At 68.6% G+C, this 21,169-nt stretch carries 21 protein-coding genes, 1 tRNA gene and 2 pseudogenes; 14 read left to right on the top strand and 10 right to left on the bottom strand.

Going from position 1 to position 21,169, the window contains the following annotated elements; genetic code table 11:
• The first annotated feature begins 107 nt into the window (after positions 1 to 107).
• The 4 genes from NIE79_RS34035 to NIE79_RS17705 all read left to right on the top strand — a co-directional run bounded on the left by NIE79_RS34035 (position 108) and on the right by NIE79_RS17705 (position 3,247).
• Positions 108 to 1,211, top strand: coding sequence for a sensor histidine kinase (locus NIE79_RS34035; RefSeq protein WP_238679618.1), 1,104 nt, complete (start codon positions 108 to 110; stop codon positions 1,209 to 1,211).
• Positions 1,208 to 1,855, top strand: coding sequence for a response regulator transcription factor (locus NIE79_RS17715; RefSeq protein WP_238679617.1), 648 nt, complete (start codon positions 1,208 to 1,210; stop codon positions 1,853 to 1,855). Before NIE79_RS34035 ends, NIE79_RS17715 begins: the two co-directional genes overlap by 4 nt.
• A 105-nt stretch (positions 1,856 to 1,960) precedes the next feature.
• Positions 1,961 to 2,359 carry a DUF2568 domain-containing protein gene (locus NIE79_RS17710; protein WP_238679616.1) on the top strand — a complete coding sequence of 133 codons (399 nt, stop codon included), beginning with the start codon at positions 1,961 to 1,963 and terminating at the stop codon, positions 2,357 to 2,359.
• 24 nt (positions 2,360 to 2,383) lie between these two features.
• Entirely contained in the window at positions 2,384 to 3,247 is an 864-nt protein-coding gene (locus NIE79_RS17705) for a TIGR03620 family F420-dependent LLM class oxidoreductase (RefSeq protein WP_238679615.1), read from the top strand.
• A 184-nt stretch (positions 3,248 to 3,431) separates the two neighbouring features.
• On the opposite strand, the gene NIE79_RS17700 is transcribed toward NIE79_RS17705, so the two are convergent.
• On the bottom strand, positions 3,432 to 4,241 hold the full coding sequence (locus NIE79_RS17700; RefSeq protein WP_238679614.1) for a DUF4352 domain-containing protein: 810 nt from the start codon (positions 4,239 to 4,241) through the stop codon (positions 3,432 to 3,434).
• A gap of 544 nt (positions 4,242 to 4,785) precedes the next feature.
• Here NIE79_RS17700 and NIE79_RS17695 point away from each other — a divergent pair.
• Positions 4,786 to 6,081, top strand: coding sequence for a GAF domain-containing protein (locus NIE79_RS17695; RefSeq protein WP_238679613.1), 1,296 nt, complete (start codon positions 4,786 to 4,788; stop codon positions 6,079 to 6,081).
• Positions 6,082 to 6,202: 121 nt separating this feature from the next.
• Here the strand turns inward: NIE79_RS17695 and NIE79_RS17690 are convergent, their stop codons facing one another.
• Positions 6,203 to 7,345, bottom strand: coding sequence for a glycoside hydrolase family 53 protein (locus tag NIE79_RS17690; RefSeq protein WP_238679612.1), 1,143 nt, complete (start codon positions 7,343 to 7,345; stop codon positions 6,203 to 6,205).
• Between the two features lie 9 nt (positions 7,346 to 7,354).
• Entirely contained in the window at positions 7,355 to 8,548 is a 1,194-nt protein-coding gene (locus NIE79_RS17685) for a cellulose binding domain-containing protein (protein ID WP_238679611.1), read from the bottom strand.
• Positions 8,549 to 8,742: 194 nt separating this feature from the next.
• On the opposite strand from NIE79_RS17685, the gene NIE79_RS17680 reads away from it, so the two are divergent.
• Together NIE79_RS17680 and NIE79_RS17675 are read left to right on the top strand one after the other, a co-directional pair.
• The gene (locus tag NIE79_RS17680; RefSeq protein WP_238679610.1) at positions 8,743 to 10,503 is read left to right on the top strand and encodes a DUF1996 domain-containing protein; all 1,761 of its coding nucleotides are present in this window, start codon (positions 8,743 to 8,745) and stop codon (positions 10,501 to 10,503) included.
• Positions 10,504 to 10,705: 202 nt separating this feature from the next.
• Positions 10,706 to 11,533 carry an SAM-dependent methyltransferase gene (locus tag NIE79_RS17675; protein WP_238679609.1) on the top strand — a complete coding sequence of 276 codons (828 nt, stop codon included), beginning with the start codon at positions 10,706 to 10,708 and terminating at the stop codon, positions 11,531 to 11,533.
• Positions 11,534 to 11,625: 92 nt separating this feature from the next.
• Here the strand turns inward: NIE79_RS17675 and NIE79_RS17670 are convergent, their stop codons facing one another.
• The 4 genes from NIE79_RS17670 to NIE79_RS17655 all read right to left on the bottom strand — a co-directional run bounded on the left by NIE79_RS17670 (position 11,626) and on the right by NIE79_RS17655 (position 15,677).
• The gene (locus tag NIE79_RS17670; protein ID WP_238679608.1) at positions 11,626 to 12,033 is read right to left on the bottom strand and encodes a nitroreductase family deazaflavin-dependent oxidoreductase; all 408 of its coding nucleotides are present in this window, start codon (positions 12,031 to 12,033) and stop codon (positions 11,626 to 11,628) included.
• A gap of 183 nt (positions 12,034 to 12,216) precedes the next feature.
• The gene (locus tag NIE79_RS17665) at positions 12,217 to 12,945 is read right to left on the bottom strand and encodes a hypothetical protein (RefSeq protein WP_238679607.1); all 729 of its coding nucleotides are present in this window, start codon (positions 12,943 to 12,945) and stop codon (positions 12,217 to 12,219) included.
• Between the two features lie 63 nt (positions 12,946 to 13,008).
• Positions 13,009 to 13,560, bottom strand: a complete 552-nt coding sequence (locus NIE79_RS17660; RefSeq protein WP_238679606.1) for an RNA polymerase sigma factor — start codon at positions 13,558 to 13,560, stop codon at positions 13,009 to 13,011.
• Positions 13,561 to 13,730: 170 nt separating this feature from the next.
• The gene (locus tag NIE79_RS17655; RefSeq protein ID WP_238679605.1) at positions 13,731 to 15,677 is read right to left on the bottom strand and encodes an AfsR/SARP family transcriptional regulator; all 1,947 of its coding nucleotides are present in this window, start codon (positions 15,675 to 15,677) and stop codon (positions 13,731 to 13,733) included.
• Between the two features lie 254 nt (positions 15,678 to 15,931).
• Here NIE79_RS17655 and NIE79_RS34030 point away from each other — a divergent pair, with 254 nt between their 5' ends.
• The 6 genes from NIE79_RS34030 to NIE79_RS17625 all read left to right on the top strand — a co-directional run bounded on the left by NIE79_RS34030 (position 15,932) and on the right by NIE79_RS17625 (position 19,885).
• Positions 15,932 to 16,894 (top strand): zinc-dependent metalloprotease family protein, encoded by a 963-nt coding sequence (locus NIE79_RS34030; protein ID WP_238679604.1) that lies wholly within the window; start codon positions 15,932 to 15,934, stop codon positions 16,892 to 16,894.
• Positions 16,895 to 17,504: 610 nt separating this feature from the next.
• Positions 17,505 to 17,897 carry a YbaB/EbfC family nucleoid-associated protein gene (locus NIE79_RS17645; RefSeq protein WP_238679603.1) on the top strand — a complete coding sequence of 131 codons (393 nt, stop codon included), beginning with the start codon at positions 17,505 to 17,507 and terminating at the stop codon, positions 17,895 to 17,897.
• Positions 17,897 to 18,211 (top strand): type VII secretion target, encoded by a 315-nt coding sequence (locus tag NIE79_RS17640; RefSeq protein WP_238679602.1) that lies wholly within the window; start codon positions 17,897 to 17,899, stop codon positions 18,209 to 18,211. The genes NIE79_RS17645 and NIE79_RS17640 overlap by 1 nt, the downstream gene beginning before the upstream one ends.
• A gap of 19 nt (positions 18,212 to 18,230) precedes the next feature.
• Positions 18,231 to 18,956 carry a WXG100 family type VII secretion target gene (locus tag NIE79_RS17635; RefSeq protein ID WP_030488528.1) on the top strand — a complete coding sequence of 242 codons (726 nt, stop codon included), beginning with the start codon at positions 18,231 to 18,233 and terminating at the stop codon, positions 18,954 to 18,956.
• A 10-nt stretch (positions 18,957 to 18,966) separates the two neighbouring features.
• Complete coding sequence (locus tag NIE79_RS17630; protein WP_238679601.1) at positions 18,967 to 19,605, top strand: EndoU domain-containing protein; 639 nt, start codon at positions 18,967 to 18,969, stop codon at positions 19,603 to 19,605.
• Positions 19,606 to 19,744: 139 nt separating this feature from the next.
• A complete protein-coding gene (locus NIE79_RS17625; RefSeq protein ID WP_238679661.1) occupies positions 19,745 to 19,885 on the top strand; it encodes a hypothetical protein in 141 nt (46 codons plus the stop codon).
• 48 nt (positions 19,886 to 19,933) lie between these two features.
• Here NIE79_RS17625 and NIE79_RS17620 read toward each other — a convergent pair.
• Positions 19,934 to 20,047 (bottom strand): annotated as a pseudogene (locus tag NIE79_RS17620) (IS3-like element IS1141 family transposase); the annotation flags it as partial.
• Positions 20,048 to 20,117: 70 nt separating this feature from the next.
• On the opposite strand from NIE79_RS17620, the pseudogene NIE79_RS17615 reads away from it, so the two are divergent.
• A pseudogene (locus NIE79_RS17615) lies at positions 20,118 to 20,268 on the top strand (site-specific integrase); the annotation flags it as partial.
• A gap of 88 nt (positions 20,269 to 20,356) precedes the next feature.
• Here NIE79_RS17615 and NIE79_RS17610 read toward each other — a convergent pair.
• Together NIE79_RS17610 and NIE79_RS17605 are read right to left on the bottom strand one after the other, a co-directional pair.
• Positions 20,357 to 20,428 (bottom strand) — tRNA-Val (locus NIE79_RS17610).
• A 50-nt stretch (positions 20,429 to 20,478) separates the two neighbouring features.
• Positions 20,479 to 21,090, bottom strand: coding sequence for a PGPGW domain-containing protein (locus NIE79_RS17605; RefSeq protein ID WP_372471630.1), 612 nt, complete (start codon positions 21,088 to 21,090; stop codon positions 20,479 to 20,481).
• Between the last annotated feature and the right edge of the window lie 79 nt (positions 21,091 to 21,169).

The following is a 21,169-nucleotide window of genomic DNA, read 5'->3' as shown; positions in this document are numbered from 1 at the left end:
ACGTGCCGCGGTGCCGATCTGGTCCCGAGGGCGGTACCGGGGTGCCGTGCCATCCGGTACCTGGGTACTGGCCGGTCTTCCGGCTGGTCACGGAGACTGTGCAGGTGATGACTGGAATCCGCGAACGGTTGCGCGACCCCGAGCGGGTGCGCCGGCTCACGTACGGTGTCGCTGGCTTGATCATCGCCGCCGTGGTCACGACCGTCGAGGACGGCGTGTCCGTGCCGGCGGGCTGGGCGTGGCTGGTGCTGCCGGTCGGCCTCGGGGCCACGGCGCTGCGCCCCCGCTACCGAACCCTGGTCTTCGCGGTCTGCGCCGGGTTCGTGGCGATCGTGAGCACCGGGGAGTCGGTGCAGTTGGGCCTCGCGGCCGCCGGCCTGGTGTTCGTCTCGGTCTGCGAAGACCCGGCCCGACACCCCTGGCTGGGATGGGTAGGTGGGTTGATCGGCGCGGCCGGCGCCCTCACCACCGCGCTGGTCAACGAGCGAGGGGTGTACGAACAGCCGTTCTTCTTCGTGACGGCCGGCTACCTCCTCGCGATCCTGATGCGATCGTGGTCACGCGGCTACGCCCTGACCTTGGAGACGGACGACCTTCGCGGCCAGGCCGCCTGGCTCGAACAGCGCACCAACCTGGCCCGCGAGCTGCATGACGTGGTCGGCCACCACGTCACCGCGATGGTGGTGCAGGCCGAGGCGGGCCAGCTCAGTGCCGACCCGGGGGCAGCGCTGCGGGCGATCGCGGGCAGTGGCCGCACCGCACTGAGCGAGTTGGACACGCTCGTCGTGCACCTGCGCGATCCGGACGCGTCGATCGCGGTGAGTGCTCCACCGCGCCTGTCCGACATCGACGAACTGCTCGCCCAGCCGCTGCGCCAGCAGGGCGTGACGGTGCGGGTCCAACTGGACCCCGAGCCGGGCCTGGACGAGATCGGCGTGTTGACCGCCTACCGCATCGCCCAGGAGGCCCTCACCAACATCGCCCGTCACGCGAAGGCCACGGTGGCCTGGGTCGAGCTGGCCCGTGTCGGCGACCACGCCCGCCTGCGGATCAGCGACGACGGCGTCGGGCCGCCCCGCGCACCCACGAGCGGCTCGGGCCTGCTCGGCATCGGGGAGCGCGTCGCCGCGCGCGGCGGAAGCTGGGAGCTGAGCCAGCGCCCCGGCGGTGGCACCGTGGTCCAGGCCAACCTGCCGGTGGCGAACAAGTGATCCGCGTCGCGATCGCCGACGACCAGGAGCTGGTCCGGGACGGCTTCAGCCTGATCCTGCGGTCCCAACCCGACATCCAGGTCGCGGCCGAGGCGGCCGACGGCCGACAGTTCCTCGACGCCGTACGTCGCGACTCCCGCATCGACGTCGCCCTCGTCGACATCCGCATGCCGGTGCTCGACGGCCTGCAAGCCACCCGCGAGCTGGCCACGATCCCGCACGCCCCGGCCGTCATCGTCGTCACCACCTTCGACGACGACGCCTACGTCCTGGACGCCATCGCCGCCGGCGCGCGCGGGTTCCTGCTCAAGCGGTCCAGCGCCCGCGACCTGATCGCCGCGGTGCGCACCGTCGCGGCCGGCGAGGCGGTCCTGTCCGCCGAGGTCACCGGCGCCGTCCTCGACCGGGTCCGCGCGACCGGCCCGGCCTCCCGCCTGGAGTTGGCGGCCTACCAGCTGACCGCTCGGGAGACCGACGTGCTTGCCCTGATCGGCGCCGGACTCAACAACAACGAGATCGCCGAACGCCTCTACCTGTCCATGAGCACCGTCAAGACCCACGTGACAAACGTGCTGGCCAAGACCGGCAGCCGCGACCGCGTACGAGCCGCCATCCTGGCGATCCAGGCCGGCCTCGCGCCGTGACGGTCTTCGCCGACCACCCCGTCAGACGTGTTCCGCCGTGCGCTTCACCGCGTGGATCTTCCCAACAGCTTGACGACGCTGGCTAAGTGCCTTAGCTTTTAGGCTATGAAGGCTAGCCAGATCGAGCACCATGGTGGACAGATCACCGACGAGGTCCAAGCTGGGGCGGCGACCATGATTCGCGGGGTCGGGCTTCTGCTGATCTTCCTGCTTGAACTCGCCGTGCTCGCGGTCGGCGCACGCTGGGGCTGGGCCCTGGACGCGCCCATCGTCGTCAGAGTGGTCGCTGCCGTCGCCGTGCCGCTGCTGCTTGCCGGGCTCTGGGGTGCGCTCGGTTCGCCACGGGCCCGGGTGCCGCTTCACCCATCGGCCAAGCGGGCATTCCAGGCCGGCTGGTTCGTGCTCGGCGGCGGGATGCTCGCCCTGCTCGGGCAGCCGTGGCTCGGCCTCGCCCTGGTCGTCGTCTGGGTGGCCGTCACCATCCTGCTTCGCCGCGACGCCTGACCCCACGGGTCGTAGGGTTGCGCTATGGCACAACGACTCGTCAGCGTGTGGCAACCGTTCTTCCTTGCTAGCGAGAGTCAGGGCGCGGCCATCGACGCCGCGACCGAGTTGGAGAATCTCGGCTACTCACGAATCTGGTTCTCCGGTGGTTTCGGCGAGAACGTCGCCCCCCGCTTCCGGGAGATCCTGGACGGGACCACGCGCATCGGGGTCGCAACCGGGATCGTGAGCATCTGGCACTCGTCGCCACCCGAAGCGGCGGCGTTCGCCAAGGACGCGGAGCAGGCACACCCCGGCCGTTTCCTGCTCGGCCTCGGCGCCAGCCACGCGGTGGTGGTGGAGAGTGGCGGCACCGACTATCGCAAGCCGTACTCACGGATGGTGCAGTACCTCGACGGCCTCGACGCGGCCGGGCTTCCGCCCGAGCGGCGCATCCTGGCCGCACTGGGCCCGCGGATGCTCGAACTCTCCCGCGACCGCTCCGCCGGGGCGCACCCGTACTTCGTCCCTGCCGAGCACACCGCCGAAGCCCGGGCGGCAATCGGACCCGATCGGCTGCTCGCCCCCGAGGTAGCGGTGGTCCTCGACGCGGACGCCACCACCGCGCGCGCCACCGCCCGCCAGTACGCGAGCGGCTATCTCGCACTGCCGAACTACACAAACAACCTACGGCGGTTCGGTTGGACCGACGAGGACTTCGTCGACGGGGGCAGTGACCGCCTCATCGACGCCCTGATCCCCTGGGGCACCGTCGAGACGGTGGTGGCGGGGCTGGAGAAGCACTACCAGGCCGGCGCGGACGAGGTGGCTATCCAGGTGCTCAACAACGGTGACGCCACGACGTTCCCCGCCGACGCGTTCCGCGCCCTCGCCGCAGCCCTGATCTGACTCCCAAAGACCAGCCCGATGGGGACTTCCCGTCGAATGCGCCGACGCGGATCCAGCAGCTCATCACTCAACGATCCGACCAGGTCGCCCGTCGCGCCGCCCCTGGCGGCAACGGCGGGCGACCACCCAGCCTTGGCGAACGTAGTCCACAAGACAAGCAACGTCGTGGAACATTCCTCGGCGGTCAGAGGGTGACGACGGCGTCCTCCGCGAGAGTGAACAGGCCGGCGTCGAATGTGATGGTCTTCAGTTTCGTGCCCTTCGGTACATCGAAGTAGACGTTGGCCTTCACCGAGTTACCCGGGTTGATCTTGTCGAGGAAGCCCTGCCCGTCGGTGTTGCCGTAGATGGCGGCCTCACCATCGGCCTCGTACTCCCGGCCAGAGCCGTCCTGGGCGGTTATGGTGCCATCAGCGTGGAAGGTATGCGCGCTTTTGGTGACGTTCTTGACGGTCACGATGGCCCTGCAGAAGGTGCCCTGCGCCTTTTTGTTCAGGAAGTCGCTGCCGACTTGGGAAATCCCGCACTTCACGCTATTAACGGTGAATTCGAAGTCGCCGCCCCGCACTTTGTCGCCAGTGCCGAAGGTCTTGGGCTTGTCTGGGACAGCGGGTTTCGTCGCTGGAGCAGGCTTCGCCGACGGGGGCGCTGGCGCCGCCGTGGTAGGTGCGGCCGCAGCAGGTGTAGAGGTGCTGGTGCCGGCGGCGGGGAGGTCGGCACTGGTGGAGACCTCGGACTTCTTGTCGTCGCTCGTCAGGCCGATCGCAAGCCCTCCACCACAGCAGAGCACCACGACGACAGCAACCCCGATGAGGGTGGGGACTAGCCAGGGGCGCTTGCGCGTGGGCGGCGGCACGGCAGACGGCGGATACTGCCCGGCCGGCGGCGGCGGATATTGGCCAGCGGGTACCTGAGGGAACTGGGCGGTTGGCGGTGCCGGCTGCTGATTGCCCGAGGACGGCTGGTTCTGGGCAGGGTCGTAGGGGGCGGTCATTGGCGCGAAGGTCTCCAAGTTCTGCAGGTGATGCTGCCCGGTTCGGAGCAATGCGTTCAAGGTGTCACGACGATGCAGCAGGTACAGTCCCCCGGCTGTCTCGTCGCACCGGCCGATTAGCTGAAGAAACACCAAACTTGTTCATGCGACTCTCGGACGTTGAGACATTCGGCGTCATAGCAATCGATGTTCCACAGTCGGCACCAGCCCCGAAAATGATTCGGAGCCACGTCCAGCAGCTCCGTTCAATTGGGATGGTGCAGGCATCGCGGAAGCTAGATGCTCCGCTTCAGCGGACAGCGAGCACCTAACGGGATGACGGCCACTGTCGCTTAAGTACGTGGTTGTGCGTCGCCAACTGTCGTGGCTGTTCGGGCGACGGGTTGCGGTGAGTGGTTGGTGGGTAAGACCTGAATGTCGGGCACATGGGTACGCTGCACCGGCGGCGACCTCAGCCAACTCCCGCCGCACCGGTGCCACCCGCACCGACGGGTGGCACCGTCGGTCGTTGCCCGTATCCGCAGACGAGAGGCGAACCCACACCATGACGGCGGTACCAGGCCAACGGTCTCCTGCTGCTGCGGGTCCGGCGGCTGCCGAGCAGGCAGCGGAGGAGGACCTGCGGGCGTTGTTCGGGCAGTCCATCGCCGTCTTCGCGTCTCTGGCGGGGCCATCGCACCTGGTGGAGACGGCGAACCCGGCGTTCCTCGCCACCATCGGCGAAGAACGGGCCCGGGTCGGGGTGGCGATCGCCGAGCTGATGCCCGAACTGGCCGGTCAGGGATTCATCGCTCTCCTGGACCAGGTCTTCCGCACGGGTGAGCCGTACACCGGCCGTGACGTCCGGGTCGTGCTGGGCAGCGGCCCGCAGGCGCGGGAGGCGTTCTTCGACTTCACCTACGAGCCGCGTCGAGACCCCGACGGCAACGTGACCGGGATCCGTGTGCTCGGCGTGGAGACCACGCAGGTCAAGCATGCCCAACGGCTGATGGCCGAACACCGTGCCCTGCTGGAGCAGATCGCCCGCCAGGCACCCCTGACCGAGGTGCTCGACGGGATGGCCCGCTGTATCGAGAACCTCGCACCGCAGGAGGTGCTCGTCTCCGTCCTGCTCGCCGATCCCGACGCCCGGCACCTGCGCCACGGCGCCGCGCCGAGCCTGCCCGACTTCTACAACCAGGCCATTGACGGCATCGCGACCGGCGAAGGTGTCGGCTCGTGCGGCACCGCCGCCCACCGGCGGGAACCAGTCATCGTCACCGACATCGCCACCGATCCGTTCTGGGACGACTTCCGGGATCTGGCCGACCAGGCCGGCCTGGCGGCCTGCTGGTCCACGCCGATCCTGGGCCGCGACGGCGGCCTGTTGGGCACCTTCGCGATGTATCACCGCACCCCGCGCGTCCCGCAGGACACCGACCTCGCCCTCACCCGGCTCTTCGCCGGCACGGCGGCCCTGGCCATCGAACGCCACCACATCGAGCAGGCGAAACTCGCCGCCGAGGCACGCGCCAAGTCGGCAAATGACGAGCTGGCCAAGGTGCTGCGCATGGAGCGCGAACTACGCGCCGAGGCTGAGCAGCGCGCCGCCGTCGCCGCCGAACTCGCCACCCAGATGCGTGCCGCCGCAGCCGCGCAGGCCGCCACGCCGCACCCCGAGCACTGTCAGCTCGGCGGCGCCGCCGGCTGCACCGCGCGAGCCGAGATCAAGATCGCCGATTCGTGGGGCGACGCCGCGTGGGGCTGCCCGGCCCACGTCGAGGAGGCCATCCTCAACGTGCGGTCGGTGTTCATCGCCAGCGAGGAACTCGGCGGCCTGACCGCCTACCTCAACCGCTGATGGCTCGCGGGCGCCTGCTGGCCCGCTAGGGACGCCACTGCTTGCGGTAGTCGTCCCCAGGGGACGCTCTGCATCTGGCCCAACTGGGACCAGGAACCGTCGCCGCGCGTCCGGCGCAGGGTCAGGGCGTCCACCGTACGCCCGGGTTCACCCGCCCGGACCAGTCGAAGACGGCCATGTTGTCCCACTGGTTTCCGGTGCCGTTGATGTTGGCCGGGTCCCAGCCGTTGCCGCGGACGGCGTACCAGGTCGGTTCCCAGTAGAAGACGCCGATGGCACCCGCGTTGCGGGCGGTGTTCTGCACCCAGTCGAACTCCTGTGCCTGCCCGGACCAGGTCGCGCTGATGCCGTCACAGGTCGCGTCGCCGATGGCGTTCGGCTCGCTGTCCGCGTTGTTGCGGGTGAAGGGGTACGCGGTCTCCACGATCACCACCGGCTTGCCGTAGCGCCCGCGCAGGTCGACGATGTTGTTGTAGAGGTTCGCCAGGGTGCCGTGCCACACGCAGTAGTACGACTGGGCGGTGATGTCCCACTGCACGCCCTGGGCGCGGATGCCGTCGTAGAACCATCGGGCGTTGGCGTTGCTGTCGGCGTTTGCGGTATGGATCATCACCGGGATGCCGCTACCGCACGCCTTTGTCGCGTTGTAGCCCTGCTTCAGCAGGCCAGCCAGCGGGGCGAAGTCGTTGTTGACGACCCTGCCCTCGTTCCACAGCATCCCGACGTTGATCTCGTTGCCGATCTGCACGCTGTCCGGTGGGGTGCCCTGCCCCCGGAGGCTGGAGCAGACGTCGTAGGTGAAGGTGTAGACGTCGGTACGCAGTTGGCTCAGGCTGTGGCCGGCCCAGACGGCCGGCTTGTACTGCTTGCCAGGATCGGCCCAGGTGTCGGAGTAGTGGAAGTCGACGAGCACCTTGAGGCCCTTCGCCCTGGCCGTCCTCGCCTGGCCCAACACCGCGCTCTTGTTGTTGTAGCCACTGATCGGGTTGTTCCACACGCGCAGTCGGACGTAGTTGACGCCGGCCGACTTCAAGATGTCCAGCGGGTCGCGGGCGACTCCACCAGCGTCGTAGTACCTGGCACCGAGATCCAGACTGCGCTGCAACGAGGAGACGTCGGCGCCTCGCATGGTGAGCGTGTTCGCTGCGGAGACGGGCGCGGGCGCGGCGCCGAGCGTGGTGGCGACGACGAGGAGGCCAGCCGCGACAGCCCCGGTCAGGGCCCTGGCGCGGCGGTGGTGGGGTGTGGCCGTAGGTGTGCTCACGAGGCTCCTTCAGCCCACTGTGCAGGGAGCGCCGTTCAGCGAGAAGCCGGTCGGCGGTGCGTCGCTGACGCCCCACCGCCCCTGGACGCCGAAGGTCGCAGAGCTGTTCGGCGCGAGGACACGGTTCCAGTCGACGTTACGAGCGGTCACTGTGGTCCCGGTCTGGCCGATCGTGGCGTTCCACCCCGAGGTGACCTGCTGGTCTCCCGGGAAGGTGAAGGTGACGGCCCAGCCGTCGATCGGTGCCGCCCCGGCGTTGTGGACCGTCGCCGTGGCCACGAAACCGCCCTGCCACTCGGACTGGTTGCGGTAGGTCACCCGGCAGGTCGAGGGCGGCGGGGGCGTCGGAGTGGTGGTCGTCGTGGGCAGAGTGACGGTGTTCGACGCTATCGACACGTTGCCCACCGCGTCCCGGGCCCGCACGTAGTACAGGTTCCGCAGCGGCGTCGACGCAGGTAGCGGCGTCGTGTACGTCGTACCCGACACGGTGGCGACCAGTTGCGAGGTGAACCAGCCGTCGAACCGGTAGACGTTGTACCCGAGCACGCCGACGTTGTCCGTCGACGGCGACCAGGACAACGTGCCGGTCGAGGCGGTCACCTCGCCGACGGTCAGGTTCTGCGGCGCGCTCGGCGGGGTGGTGTCCGGGCCGGTGTCCGTCACGGGGGTGACCACTGTCAACGCGTCCGACCAGTTCGAGCGTTGCCCGAGGCTGTCCCGGGCGATCAATCGGAAAGTGTACTGCTGGCCCGACCCAAGGGAGTTGGTGATAGTGGTGCTGGTGACGGCCCCGACGCTGGCACTGAAGACGATGTCACCGAACTCCTGGTAATACGTGATGTCGTACCCGGCGATGGCGCAGCAGCCCGACGTGGCGGCCGTCCAGGTGAGGGTGACCGACGCGCTGCGGACCTCGCTGGCGGTCAGATTCGTGGGCGCACTCGGCGGGACGGGCGAGGTGCTCGGCGTACTGGACGGCGTTGGCGACGTTGGCGGCGCGGTTCCGGCCGGCGCTGCGACGGACACCGCGGCCCCAGCGGGCGCCGGGGCGACCCTCGGGTACGCGGCGGGCGTCCCGGTGCCCGCGTCGGCCGCCGGTGCGACGCTCAAAGCGGTGCCGAGCACCGCAGTCGACAGCACGACGGCGGTCAGCAGACCCGGCCGCAGATGGCGGAACAGCGAGGACGAGCGAACGCCTGTCATACGTCGACGATGCCGCAGGAGATCGATGATCGCCAACGTGTCTCACGCCTCGGCCAGTGATCGGCGCGGCTCATGCCCGACTTCTTACCGAACCATGACGTGCCCGGTGACCGCTGACCGTTGACAGCCCGTTGGCCCGTACCGAAGGGAGACAGCACATCACCGGAGCCCTTTCCGGCTTTGAGGAGATTCCGATGAACCGCAGAAAGAACGGGACCCCACTGGTCCACACCCGGCCGGCCCGAATCGCCATGGCCGCGCTCGTGCTGGCGGCCACCGGCGCGCTCACCGCCACCTTCGTCTCCGGTGGCGGCAAGGGCACAGCGGATGCCGCCACCAGCCTGGACCAGTTCGTGTCGATCGAGAACGTGCCGCCGAACGTGCAGAACCCGAGGCCGGCCGCCGGTGCGTCGACCGGCCGGTTCACCGTCGACTGCGGCACGAACGGCAACGGCAAGTTCAGCCCGGACAATCCGGTGGCGCAGCCCGGCATCCGCAACGGCGCCGAACACGTCCACGACTTCGTCGGCAACCTGGCCATCACCGCGAACTCCTCCGACGCCGATCTGGACGCCTCCGGCACCACCTGCCGCAACGGCGACAAGTCGTCCTACTTCTGGCCGGTGGTGCGCATCGACAAGACCGTCCGCAGCGGCAGGCAGGTCCAGCAGGCCCTCGCCCAGACCCAGCCGATGGTCGTCTGCCCCTCGGTCGGCAAACGGCTGCGGGCAGTCCCCACCGAGGCCCGCGGCACCGTCGACCGCCTGTTGGCGGAGCTGGATCGCCAGCAGGCAGCCGCGAACCAGCGGATGACCGCCAGCCGGGGCCGCATCGACGCCGCCTTCAACCGGGAGGTCATCGACTCTCTCCGGGCCCGCCGCGCCGCGATGATCAAGCAGATCAGCACCACGATCACCACCGCCGGAGGTAACCAGCCTGGCCTGGTCTCGCTTGTCGACTGTGACGTCAGCTACGACGACATGCACGCCCGGATGCCCGGCAGCGCCCACCGGGCGAGCGTCAAGGCGGCCCAGGCCGCGAATCCGCGGATCCAGTGCCCGGCCGTGCGCGACAGGTTGCCCGGCGTACCCGATCGGGCCCTCGCCGAGGTGAACCGCAACCTCGACGACCTCGACCGGCAGATCTCCGAAGCGAACGAACGCCTGATCACCAGCCGTGGCCAGGACGGCCCCGCCTTCGTCGACAACGCCATCCTCGGACCGCTGCGCGCCAAGCGGGTCGCCGTGCTCGACCGGATCGCCACCGCGATCGGGCGGCAGGCCCCCCGCCCGCAGGGTCTCGAAGCGCTCGCCGGCTGCACGCTGGACCAGGCCCCGAGCACCACGGCGGCACCGAGCAGCGCGCCCACCACCGCTGCCGCGCTCCCCGATCCGCAGGGACCCAACCTCGAACTGCCCGGCAACACCGGCGGCATCGTCCGCCCTGCGCAGGTGCTGATCGAGTACCGCGGCAACCCCGTCAGCACCGTGGTGCCGATGCCGAAGTTCCTCCGGGCCCTCACCGGCGACGCCAAGCCCACCAGCCGTGGCCCGGCCAACGCCCGTGCCACCTGGACCTGCTCGGGCTTCACCGACCGTCTCTCCGACAAGTACCCGATCTGCCCCGCCGGCAGCCAGGTGCAGCGCGTCCACGATTTCCCCGGGTGCTGGGACGGCAGGAACGTCGACAGCGACAACCACCGCAACCACGTCGCGTTCGCCGACAAGGCCACCGGCGCCTGCCCGCAGGGCTTCCGGGCGATCCCGCAACTGCGGATCACAGTGGCCTACGACATCCCCCGGAGTGTGCAGGTCAAGGGCCAGTACGCCCTCGACTCCTTCCCCGAGGAGAACCACAACCCCTTCTCCGACCACAACGACTTCGTCAACGTCAACTCCGCCCAGACGATGCAGCGCATCGCCACCTGCATCAACAAGGGCAAGAACTGCTCCTGAGACCGGGGTCGCGTCGCTCGGGCGGGGCGGGTCGCGGCCGGCTGCCGGCCGCGACCCGGTGTGTCGCCAATACCGAGGCGACGATTCACTGGGAGCGATACCAGTGGGGCAAAATTCAACCCTCCTGATCGTTACACTCGCCGGAACGCCGGCACCGCCGCAGACCTCGACCTGCGCCAATCCCCATCGAATGGAGACGCCTGTGACCCGCGACAAGGCGGCACCCCCCGGTATCGACCCCAACGTTCCCAGCGTGGCTCGGGTCTATGACTTCTTCCTGGGCGGCAAGGACAACTTCGAGGTCGACCGGAAGGTCGCCGAGCACGCCCTGCGGATCACACCGGACGGGCCGGCAGCCGGCCAGGCCAACCGGGCCTTCCTGCGTCGGGTGATTCGCTTCCTCGTCAGCGAGGCGGGCATCGACCAGTTCCTCGACATCGGATCGGGGCTGCCCACCCAGGGCAACGTGCACGAGGTCGCCACCGAGCAGAACCCGAAGGCTCAGGTGGTCTATGTGGACAATGACCCGATAGTTCTGACGCACGGGCGGGCCCTGCTCGCCGCGGAGGGCACGGCCACGGTGATCCAGGCGGACATCCGTGAGCCGGAGGCGATCCTCAACCACCAGGACGTACGCCGGTTCCTCGACTTCGACCGGCCGATCGGGTTGCTGCTCTTCGCGATCCTGCACCACCTCGGCGATGACGAGGACCCGAAGGCGGTGGCGGCGGCGTTGATCGACGCGCTGCCCTCCGGCAGCTACGTGGCGATCTCGCACTTCCGCGACCCGGGCGAGCGAGACCCCGAAGGCTCCCGCAAGGCCCGCGAGGTCGAGCGGGTCTTCAACGAGTCGCTGGGCACCGGCCGCTGGCGCACCGACGAGGAGATCCTCTCGTTCGCCGATGGGCTGACAGTGCTGGAGCCGGGGCTGGTGCCGCTGGCCGAGTGGCGCCCAGAGCCGGACGCTCCGCCTACGGTGCAGACCGACACCTATCACACCTTCGTCGGGCTTCTCGCCCGCAAACCGTAGGCTCCGTCTGCCGTTGAGGTCCGTCGGCGGGAGCGCGCGCCCCGCCGACGGATCAACGCGTCAAGTCTGAACCCAGGCTGTACCGTCTCTGCCTACTGCGCAGGCTCCAGTACGACGACTGGGATCTGACGGGTGGTCTTCCGCTCATAGTCGGCGAAGCCTGGATACGCGGCCTTCTGCGCGCCCCAGATCCGTTCCCGTTCGTCCCCGACGGCAACTCTGGCGACCAGGTCGACCTTGCTCGTACCGATCTCCGCTTGGGCCTTCGAATCAGCGAGCAGGTTGTAGTACCAGTCGGGATTGCTGGGCGCACCGCCCTTGGAGGCGAACACGGCATAACCGCCGTCCACCTTCTGGTACATCATCGGGCTCACGCGAGGCTGGCCGCTCTTGGCGCCGACCGTGTGCAACAGCAGCAGCGGCGCACCAGCGAACTGACCGCCGACCTGCCCGGCGTTGGCGCGAAACTCCGCGATGATCCTGTCGTTGAAGTCGCTCATGCTTCTCCCCGCCTCCGCGCACCGGTTCCGTCGACACATTCTGACAGTCCCATCGGTGCACGGCACTGCGACCGCGCGCCAACAAGCCCGGCGGCGCAATGCGTACCGCCCGGCCGCGCGGCTGCGAATGGCACCCACTACTGCTCACGAAGGCTGCAGGCGCCAGGTGTGCCTCTACGTCCGTCAGCGGAATGCCTGTTCCCAGACGTTCGCATCAGCCTGCGTGTACCAGCGGGTGAAGCCACATGGCCACGCGATCGGATCGCTCAGCTGTGCGTTGCCCCAGCGGTCCGCGCCCGAGACGAGGAGCCGAGAGCCGATCCGATAGCTGGAATTGCCCACCGAGGTGTGCGCTTCGGGCGGGAACATCGCCACGGTGACCCGGTCGCCGTGACCACCGCGGAACCAGCGGGTCACGGCGAAGGTGACAGGCACGTAGGGATCCGCCCCCTCGGTCGCGGACGGCCGCTCGGCGATGCTGAGCACGGTGCCGTCGAAGGCGAGCGCGCGACCTGCCAGCGTCTGCGGGCTGTACTGCTCTGGGCAGGACGCCTCAACCCCGGTCCCGAAGGCGTCACCCTGCTGTGGGGATGCTTGCGTCTGCTCGCTCGTCTGGGTCGGGTTGGACGCCGTCGGCGGTGGCTGGCTGCGCCAACCGAGCAGGCCGGTCGAGGCGAGCACCGTCATGGCGGTGACGACGATCCCCGCCGCGACGGCCACCAACTGGACGCGGCGGCGGGCAGGCAGGCGGCGAGGTTCCGGCTGGTCGTTGGTGTGCATGCGACTGATCTCCTCGAACAGGGCATGCTTGGCGGTGGGATCGGCGAGCGTCGCGGCACCGTCGTCGTCGAGCTGGGTCACCTGTCGCACGTATTCGTCCAGGCGATCACGTTTGCGGATCATCGAAGTCATCTCCCTAACCGGCCGCGGATTCGTTGCGCTCGGCACCTGTTCATGTCCGGCCGCGCCGCTGCGTTACACCTCATGGCCCTCGGCGGCCAGTTCACGGGCGAACCGCGCACGGGCCCGGTGCAGGCGTACCCGCACCGTGGCGGCGGTGCCGCCGATCACCTTTGCGACCTCGCTCGCGCTGAGACCTTCCGCCGCAACCAGCGCCAGCAGGTCGCGGTCGTCGACCTTCAACCGGCCGAACGCTCGGGCGATGGTGATACGTGCCTCGCTGATCGCAGCGGCCGGCCGGGCACTGTGATCGGTGCTGACCACGCCGGCGCGCAGTCGCGCCCCGAGCCGCTCGTGGCGGCGTGCGCCGCGCAGATGGTTGGCGAGGACCTTGCGGGCGATGCCGTACAGCCAAAGCCGCACAACGGGTCCGTCAGGTGCCTGGTCAAGGCGGCGCCAGGCGATGAGGAAGGTCTCGGCCACCACGTCCGTGGCATCATCGCGTGACTGAGTGCGGCGTAGCGCGTAAGCCAGGATCAGCTCGTAGTGTGTGGCGTATACACCTTCGAAACGAACGCGATCGTTGTCGCGATCTCTGCGCTTGACCGGATCATCTGCTGCTTGCATACCCCGCCTCGCTACCCGCCGGATGCACCCGCTGTGACATGTCCGGTCCTACCGGCAGCGTTACAGGCGGCCGACGAAACGGTCCGGGGGCAGTAGTTCTCGTGTGGCGATTCGGACAACGAACCATTCTGTTCATTATCGATGCTTTTGTAGTAGTCCGAAGGACCATTTCAGATGCTTGACGGCATCGTCGTGGCGGTCAGGTAGGAATCTGCCCGGTCAGGACAGTGGTGCACGCCGATCCGACCGTTGAGGCCTGCCGCGGCCTCGGCGGTGGCGGAGCTGGTGCGGGCGCTGGAAAGCAGGTCGGCGAGGTTGCCGTCCACAGCACTAGCGTTGTCACTGGCCACGGCGTGTTCTCTGGCGTAGTGACGGAGCAGGTCGTGGAAGGTGAACCGATCCGCTGCATGCTCGTCGATCAGGTGAGCTGCGGCCAGTTCATCCAACAATGGCGCCACCTCGGCCGGCGTGATGTCGGTGAGCGCTGCGGCCGCGGCCGCGGTGACGTCGACGCCGGGCACGAGTCCCAGCAACCGGAACAGGCGTTGGGCTTCGGCAGACACCGACTGGTACGACAGGTCGAACGCGACGCGTACCGCCGCCTCTTCGTCACCGTCATTCGACAGAGCAGCGAGCCGGTTGCCGCCGCGCAGCTGGGTCACGTACTCGGAAATGGTGCGGTACGGGCGGCCGGTCAGGTTGGCGGCGGCGATTCGCAACGCCAGCGGTAGGTAGGCGCAGACGGCGGCCAAGTCGGCGGCGGCCTGGGATTCGGCGCGTATCCGCTCCTGGCCAATCAGCCGCTCCAGCAGGACGCGGGCCTCCCCTGGGGTGAGCATGTCCAGGGTGATGCGGAGGGCACCGTCGCGTGCGACGAGCCCGCCGAGCCGATCGCGGCTGGTGACCAGCACGAGGCAACCGGAGCTGCCGGGCAGCAGCGGTCTGACCTGGTCGGCTGTTCGGGCGTTGTCCAGCAGCACCAGGACACGCCTGCCGGCGAGCATGGAGCGGTACAGGGCGGTGGCCTCCGACAGCTCGACCGGTACCCGGTCCGGACGAACGCCCAGGGAACGCAGCAGCACGCCAAGCGCATCGATCGGGCGTACCGGCTGACCGACGGCGTAGCCACGCAGATTCACGTGTAGCTGCCCGTCGGGGAACCGGCCAACCATCCTGTGCGCCCAGTGCACGACGAGCGCCGTCTTGCCGACCCCGGCGGTGCCGACAACAGCGATCACCGTGGGGGTCACCGCCTCGCCGCCCGTGGGCACCATCGTGTCCAGCACGTTGAGGCTTTCCGTCTGACCGGAGAAGGCCGCGACCGCTGGCGGGATCTGGGCCGGCCTGGTGCCGGGAACGGTTGTGTCGATTGCGGCAGGACGTTCCCGCAGGATGCGCAGGTGCACGGCCTGGAGTTCAGGGCCTGGCTCCGCACCGAGTTCTTCGAGCATCCGCCGGCGGATCCTGGCGTAACAGTCCAGGGCTTCCGCGCTGCGCCCGGCGGCGTGCAGAGAACGTACAAGTGCCGCCAGCAAGGGCTCGTCGAGGGGATGCTGAGCAACCATGTCGGTCAGCGGGCCGACCACGGCGGTGCCAGAGTCGAGCCGCAGTTCGACATTCGCCCACGCCACCGTTGCTTCCAGATGCTCCTGACACCAGCCCGCCCGCATCCGTACCGCCCACTCACCGGGAACGTCGACCAGCGGCACCCCCCGCCACAGCTCCAACGCTTCCCGCAGCAGCGCCGCCCGCTCCACATCGCGAGATGCGCCGTTCAGGCCGGTGGCGACCAACCGGCGAAAACGATGCACGTCCACCCGATCAGGATTCATCTCTAGCACGTAGCCGCCCGAGCGGCGGACCAGCAGCGCCGGCTCCTCGCCAGCGGCAATTGCCCGCTCCAGCACCCGCCGCAGCCGACTCACATAGGTATACAAGGCATTACGGGCATCGGTCGGCGCCTCATCGCCCCAGACCCGCTCGGCCAGATCCGCCATCGCGACCGTGCGTCCTGCCTCAGCCAGCAGAACTGCCAGCACGATCCGCTGCTTCGCCGGCCCTAGATCCACCGCGCCTTCTGCCACCTGCAGGCCCAATGGGCCCAGCAATCGGAACATGCCCACCCCCGTGGCCGCATCAACCGTGGGCAATACTGCCACGCCCGTACAAGCCACAGGCATAGCGAAATTTGCTGACCTCCGTTCTGCTGGGGCTCCGCCCCAGCAAGCGATCAAGGTCCATGCAAGGTCACTGCAAGCCCTCACGTCCAACATTGGCCGGGATCCATTCGGTGGAACTCTCAGCTTCTGCGAAACGGGGACAAAGCATGCACATGGAACGCAGCTCCAATCGGTTACGACGGGTGTTTGGCGTGGCGGCGGCCGCTGCCCTGCTGGTGTCGCTTCCCGTCACAGGCACCGCCAACGCGAGCACGGGCGCGGCTCAGACACTCGGGGCCATCGTTGACCCGGAGAAGCAGTACGCGGATTACCTGGCGACCAGGCGGCCGGACGGCAGCTGGTCGGGTGCGGCCGATCCGGGCTACAAGGCGAAGAGCCCGGCCACCTCGCTGGACACCCATCCCAAGTTCACGGAGCAGCAGCTCGCCGAGCTACGCGCTCGGACGGCCGGGGACGTGAAGGCCGACGCCTCCGCGCAGGCCACCGTGCAGAACGTACGGACCGTGGCGGAGGGCACGATCGTGCAGACCTACCTGCCGGCGCCGGGCGTCACGCCAGAGCAGTTGGCGGCCAGCCTGCGCGCACAGGGACAGCGGGATGTGCAGGTGGTCCGGCCATCCGAGTTCTCGACGATGGCGGCGAACGACTGCGCCTACGGTAGCGCCCGGACTGTCACCTGCCCGGTGTCATTCTGGCGGAACAACGGACACGAGGATCCGATCGTTCGGTTCAACGACCACTCCGGCTCCGGCTGGCCGGTGAGCAACGCGGTACCCAAGTGGAACCAGGTGGCGAACATCGACAGCTGGTACTACTTCAACAACTGCCCATCCCTTGCGGGTGCCCGGTGCGTCGACGTCTTCTCCGGCAACTACGGTGCCAACGGCTGGGTAGGGCTAGCGACGCGGGCCTACCCGTCGGGTCGCACCAGCGGTGCCTTCGCCGAGTCCGGCCACCGGATCCAGCTCAACGACCATTACTCGCCGACCACCTTCACCCGGAACAACGTGGCCACTCATGAGGTCGGGCACACCCTCGGCCTCGGCCACAACGTATTCAGCAACGACGTGCTTTATTACGTCGCCAACAAGCGCGAGGACATCGGCGGCGAAAATCCGGCGCTCCTCTCCGGCCTCTACTCGGTCGCCCGCTGACCCGCAGGGTGCGGGCCGGCACAACGCCGGCCCGCACCCTGCGCATCGACCACAAACACCGGATGCCCCCACCCAAGTGCTGCCGAGCCGGCGAGATTCCACGGATCACCCGACTGGGTCGACACGTAGCGCGAGGCTGCACGTCGTCGGATGCTTACGACGGTGCCCGGCCCGCGCACCCGAACGAAGCCGGTCGAGCGATCGAATCACCATCGGACTGCCTAGTCGCCGCCCTGGCCCCCGGCCCTCTGCCCGGCTCCTAATCTGCTCCCAGATACAGCGACACATACGGCGAAGCCCGTTACCGACTACTCCGGGACACCGGAGCATCCGCATACTCCGCCCGCAGCTCGCGCTTCCTGGTCTGACAGGCCAGGGCAGGCCGCAGCCACCGCAGCTCCAGATCGGCATGACCGGGCCGTGGGCGCTCACCGCACACCCACCAGGAAGCGAGCGGATCGCCTTCTGCTGCCCGCTGCTCACCTACTGCTGTACTGCTGGCGTCAGACGAGGCGTTGGATGCGGGCCCTCGCACGGCAATCCTGGTGTGCGGGCCGCGGCTACACTGGCGCCTCCGAATCCCCTGCTCGGCAACCGAAACGGAGGCGCGATGGGTAATCCGCTGTTGGACGCCGAGGATGCGCGGGAACGCCTTGAGGCATGGCAGGCCAATGCCTCGCGCCGGGCCGCCGACACGCAGGCCGCCAGTGCCGGCTTGCGCGCGCTGCGGGTCACGGCCAGCGACGCCCACGGGATCGTCGAGGTCACCGTCGACTCCACGGGGGCGATGGCCGACGTCCGGCTCTCCGCGCGTGTGCAGCGCGTGAGTCTGGAGCAGACGCAGCAGGCGATCATGGGCGCCTATCGCAACGCGCGGGTCAAGCTCGCCGAGGCCGCCGCCGAGGTCGTGCGGGAGACGGTCGGCACCGACTCGGCGACCGGCCGGGCCCTGCTGGCCGGATTCCGGACCGCCGACACCGAGGACGAAGAGGGGCGTTACTGATGCACGGAGGGTTCGAGGTCGACGTCGAGGCCCTGCGCGCGCACGCCACGGCCATGTTGGCCATTCACGACCGCTTCGCCGCCGTCAAGGCCGCGAGCGGCACCATCTTCCAGGCGAACGATGCCTACGGGCAGCTCTGCCAGTTCCTGCCGCCCATCCTTGAGGGACGCCACCGGGACCAGGACAAGGGCGTGGGGATGCTCGCCGAGAACATCGCGCTGCTCGCCGCGGGAATCAAGAAGACCGCCGACGCCTACGAGCGGACCGAGGAGTCGACCACCGACGGCTTCAACTCCTTCCACTCCGCGACCTGAGCCGGCCCGGCGTCCTCTCATGAGCAACCCACTGGTCGCCACGACCTCCGACATCCCTTCGACCAGCGCCGCGCACCGCGACGGCTGGACCGGCCTGCCGCTTGCCGACGACTACATGGGCATCAAGGACGCCATCGACTCCGGCAGCTGGATCGACGGCTCAATCGCGGGCTTGGGCGCCGCTCTCGACGGGGCGGCCATCGCCATCGACCCGTTCAGCACGCTCCTGTCGATGGGCATCGAGTGGGCCATCGAGCAGGTCGAGCCACTGAAGCAGGCCCTCGACTGGCTCGCCGGTGATCCCGAGACCATCGAGACGCACGCCATGACCTGGGACAACATGGCCAGTGAGCTGTTCTCCATCGCCGAGGACCTCAAGGCGCGGCTGGTCGGCGACCTCGACGGATGGCAGGGCGCCGCCGCCGACGCCTACCGCGACATCCTCACCATCAACATCGACGTCGCCGGGATCTTCGCGGGCACGGCCGCCGGCATGGGTGCCGCGACCCGTGGCGCGGGAACAGTGGTGCAGATAGTGCGGGAGGTCGTGCGCGCCTTCATCGCCGACTGCATCGCCAAGGTCGTGGTGTGGCTGGCTGAGGTGGTCTTCTCTCTCGGCTTCGCCACACCGCTTGTCGCCTCCCAGCTCGCGGTCGCCGTCGTCCGCTGGACCGGCCGCATCTTCGGCTGGCTGATGGGCCTGATCGCCAGCCTCTCCGCCCTTCGCGCACTCCTCGACGTCTAGGCGGCCCTCGATGCGACAGCTCATGGCGGCTCTGCGGACCACCGCCGTCCTGGTGGTCCTGTTCGCTGTGGCGGGTCTCCACAAGCGCCCCTCAGGCCCCACCCCACCGCACGGCGGTGGCGACGATGGCCCCAAGCCTAAAAAGTTCAACCCCGCAATGATGCCCAAGCGCGTGGGAGCAGCCCAGCAGCACGGCCTCGATCGCGTCCGGGAGGGCCGCCCGAAGGACGCCGACACATCCGAGCCCGAGGCGCCCAAGAGGACCAACCCCTGGGACGACCCCGAGTTCACCGACGCGAAGTACGACATGCACCGCTTCGGTCAGATGGGCGACGGGGCGATGGACAAGATCTGGGACGGCGACGGCCTGGGCAGTGGCAACCACAAGCCTTCGTCCACCGAGCCCAACAAGACGCTCTTCCCGCCCGGCACCACCAAGGAGCAGGTCGAGGGCTGGTTCAAGAGCATCGCCACCAACCCCGACAGCCCCCCTGAGGCGCGCCTCGGCGGCGACGGCTGGCGCGTCACCGGCACCCGCGACGGCATCACCATGATGGTTACCCTGGACAAGGACGGCAGCATCTCCGGCGGCTACCCGCTCAGCGGCGAGGGCGTCACCACCAACCCGCCGGCCAACCGGCCGACCTAGCCACCGCACCTACGGGAGACCCATGGACCTCAACGGTTTTCACTGGTTCAGCCGCCAGATCACCGACCAACTCGCACCTAAGATCAGCCCGAGGTACCGGCCGATGGTTCTGCAAGACGGCGGCGCCGGGGAATGGCCCATGGCGCTCGAGACGCTCGTCGGCGCCCTGTCGGAGGAGAACGTCGTGATCACCACGGCGGAGAAGGACGCGCTGCGGGAGCTGCTGGAGTTCTGCCGGAAGCCTCTGACCTACCTGGAGCAGATCCGGACCTCGGACTGATGGCCGAAGCGTAGATCGGGCCCCTCGAACCCTGCACCGTGCCGACCAGCAGAAGGTTCGGGCCTGTTCGATGTTGTCGAAGCGGTCGGGGCAGCCGGGCCGGTACTCCAGTGTCTTGAAGTGCGCTTCGCTGTGCGGGTTGTCGTTGCTGGTGTGCGGCCGCGGGCAGCGGCGCCACGACGGCCGACCACCGTCAAGGCAGCCTTGACGGCCAACCGATCGCCTACGCCGGACTGCGCCCGCTGACCTCGACGTCCACCCCAGAGCCGCCATGCAGGTGCTGAGGCACGCCCACTTCGCCGTGACGATGGAGATCTATACAGGTATCCAACAAGGCGACCAGAGACGTCCTCAAACGCCTTCGCGATTCACTGGGCCAATGACGCCGTTGCTGTACTTAGCTGTTGTACGACAGCAGAAAGGCCACCTCCCGAAATCGGGAAGCGGCCTCTGACCTGTGCGAACTGAGAGTGGGCGATGCTGGTATCGAACCAGCGACCTCTTCGGTGTGAACGAAGCGCTCTCCCACTGAGCTAATCGCCCTCAGCGCCACTGACTCTACCCGATCGTGGAACCGGACCGGAAATCCGGGGTCAGTGGGTCGCGAGGTAGTGCATTGCCTCGGCCACCACGTCGATGCCGAGGCTGTACTTGAGGGACAGCCAGACCACCGTGGCCACGAAGACCAGGCCGACGGACCCGAGCACGATTCGGACCAGAAGCGACTGCCTGGTTACCCAGCGTGTCCATCCGTGGACGTGGCGGCGGGTGAAGCCGAGCAGCCGGCGCGCCCAGTGGTATTCGACGGCCCAGATGCCCAGGCCGGCGATCACCAGCAGCCAGCCTGGCCCGGGAAGCGGGATGAGGGCGATGCCGATGGTCACCACCAAAGCTCCGGCGATGGCGATGAAAATCTTGAGTGCGATCCGGCCGGTGGGGTTGGCGCGGATGAGGTCGAGGGTCAGCGAGATCCGCTCGCGCCAGCGGGGACGGTGTGGCCGATCCTGCACGGCGACTCCGCCGCCACCAGCACCACGACCAGCATCGGTGCCGGCATCGGTGCCGCCACCATCACCGCTCGGACGACCGGCGTCGGACGCCGGCCGACCGGCCCGCTCGGGCTGCTCCATCGGCACTCCGTACCCCCGCTTTTCGGCTGCTCGGACCGCGACTTTCGGCGGGCCGGGCGCCGCCGCCGGATCCACTGAGGATTGCTTCGTCACCATTTCACCCCCCAGTGTCGCTCGGGCCCGTCACTGCAACGGCCGACTGGACGTTACCGGA

This window comes from Micromonospora trifolii (genome assembly GCF_022229005.1).
GTDB lineage: Bacteria > Actinomycetota > Actinomycetes > Mycobacteriales > Micromonosporaceae > Micromonospora > Micromonospora trifolii.
Note: the sequence above shows the minus strand (reverse complement) of the source record. Positions and strands in the feature narration are given on the sequence as shown.

Bases quoted from the DNA above. Each gene is read 5' to 3' on its own strand.
- NIE79_RS34035 (WP_238679618.1), top strand. From the start codon at position 108: ATGACTGGAATCCGCGAACGGTTGCGCGACCCCGAGCGGGTGCGCCGG.
- NIE79_RS17710 (WP_238679616.1), top strand. From the start codon at position 1,961: ATGAAGGCTAGCCAGATCGAGCACCATGGTGGACAGATCACCGACGAG.
- NIE79_RS17705 (WP_238679615.1), top strand. From the start codon at position 2,384: ATGGCACAACGACTCGTCAGCGTGTGGCAACCGTTCTTCCTTGCTAGC.
- NIE79_RS17700 (WP_238679614.1), bottom strand. From the start codon at position 4,241: ATGACCGCCCCCTACGACCCTGCCCAGAACCAGCCGTCCTCGGGCAAT.
- NIE79_RS17695 (WP_238679613.1), top strand. From the start codon at position 4,786: ATGACGGCGGTACCAGGCCAACGGTCTCCTGCTGCTGCGGGTCCGGCG.
- NIE79_RS17685 (WP_238679611.1), bottom strand. From the start codon at position 8,548: ATGACAGGCGTTCGCTCGTCCTCGCTGTTCCGCCATCTGCGGCCGGGT.
- NIE79_RS17680 (WP_238679610.1), top strand. From the start codon at position 8,743: ATGAACCGCAGAAAGAACGGGACCCCACTGGTCCACACCCGGCCGGCC.
- NIE79_RS17670 (WP_238679608.1), bottom strand. From the start codon at position 12,033: ATGAGCGACTTCAACGACAGGATCATCGCGGAGTTTCGCGCCAACGCC.
- NIE79_RS17665 (WP_238679607.1), bottom strand. From the start codon at position 12,945: ATGACTTCGATGATCCGCAAACGTGATCGCCTGGACGAATACGTGCGA.
- NIE79_RS17660 (WP_238679606.1), bottom strand. From the start codon at position 13,560: ATGCAAGCAGCAGATGATCCGGTCAAGCGCAGAGATCGCGACAACGAT.
- NIE79_RS17655 (WP_238679605.1), bottom strand. From the start codon at position 15,677: ATGTTCCGATTGCTGGGCCCATTGGGCCTGCAGGTGGCAGAAGGCGCG.
- NIE79_RS17645 (WP_238679603.1), top strand. From the start codon at position 17,505: ATGGGTAATCCGCTGTTGGACGCCGAGGATGCGCGGGAACGCCTTGAG.
- NIE79_RS17640 (WP_238679602.1), top strand. From the start codon at position 17,897: ATGCACGGAGGGTTCGAGGTCGACGTCGAGGCCCTGCGCGCGCACGCC.
- NIE79_RS17635 (WP_030488528.1), top strand. From the start codon at position 18,231: ATGAGCAACCCACTGGTCGCCACGACCTCCGACATCCCTTCGACCAGC.
- NIE79_RS17630 (WP_238679601.1), top strand. From the start codon at position 18,967: ATGCGACAGCTCATGGCGGCTCTGCGGACCACCGCCGTCCTGGTGGTC.
- NIE79_RS17625 (WP_238679661.1), top strand. From the start codon at position 19,745: ATGGCGCTCGAGACGCTCGTCGGCGCCCTGTCGGAGGAGAACGTCGTG.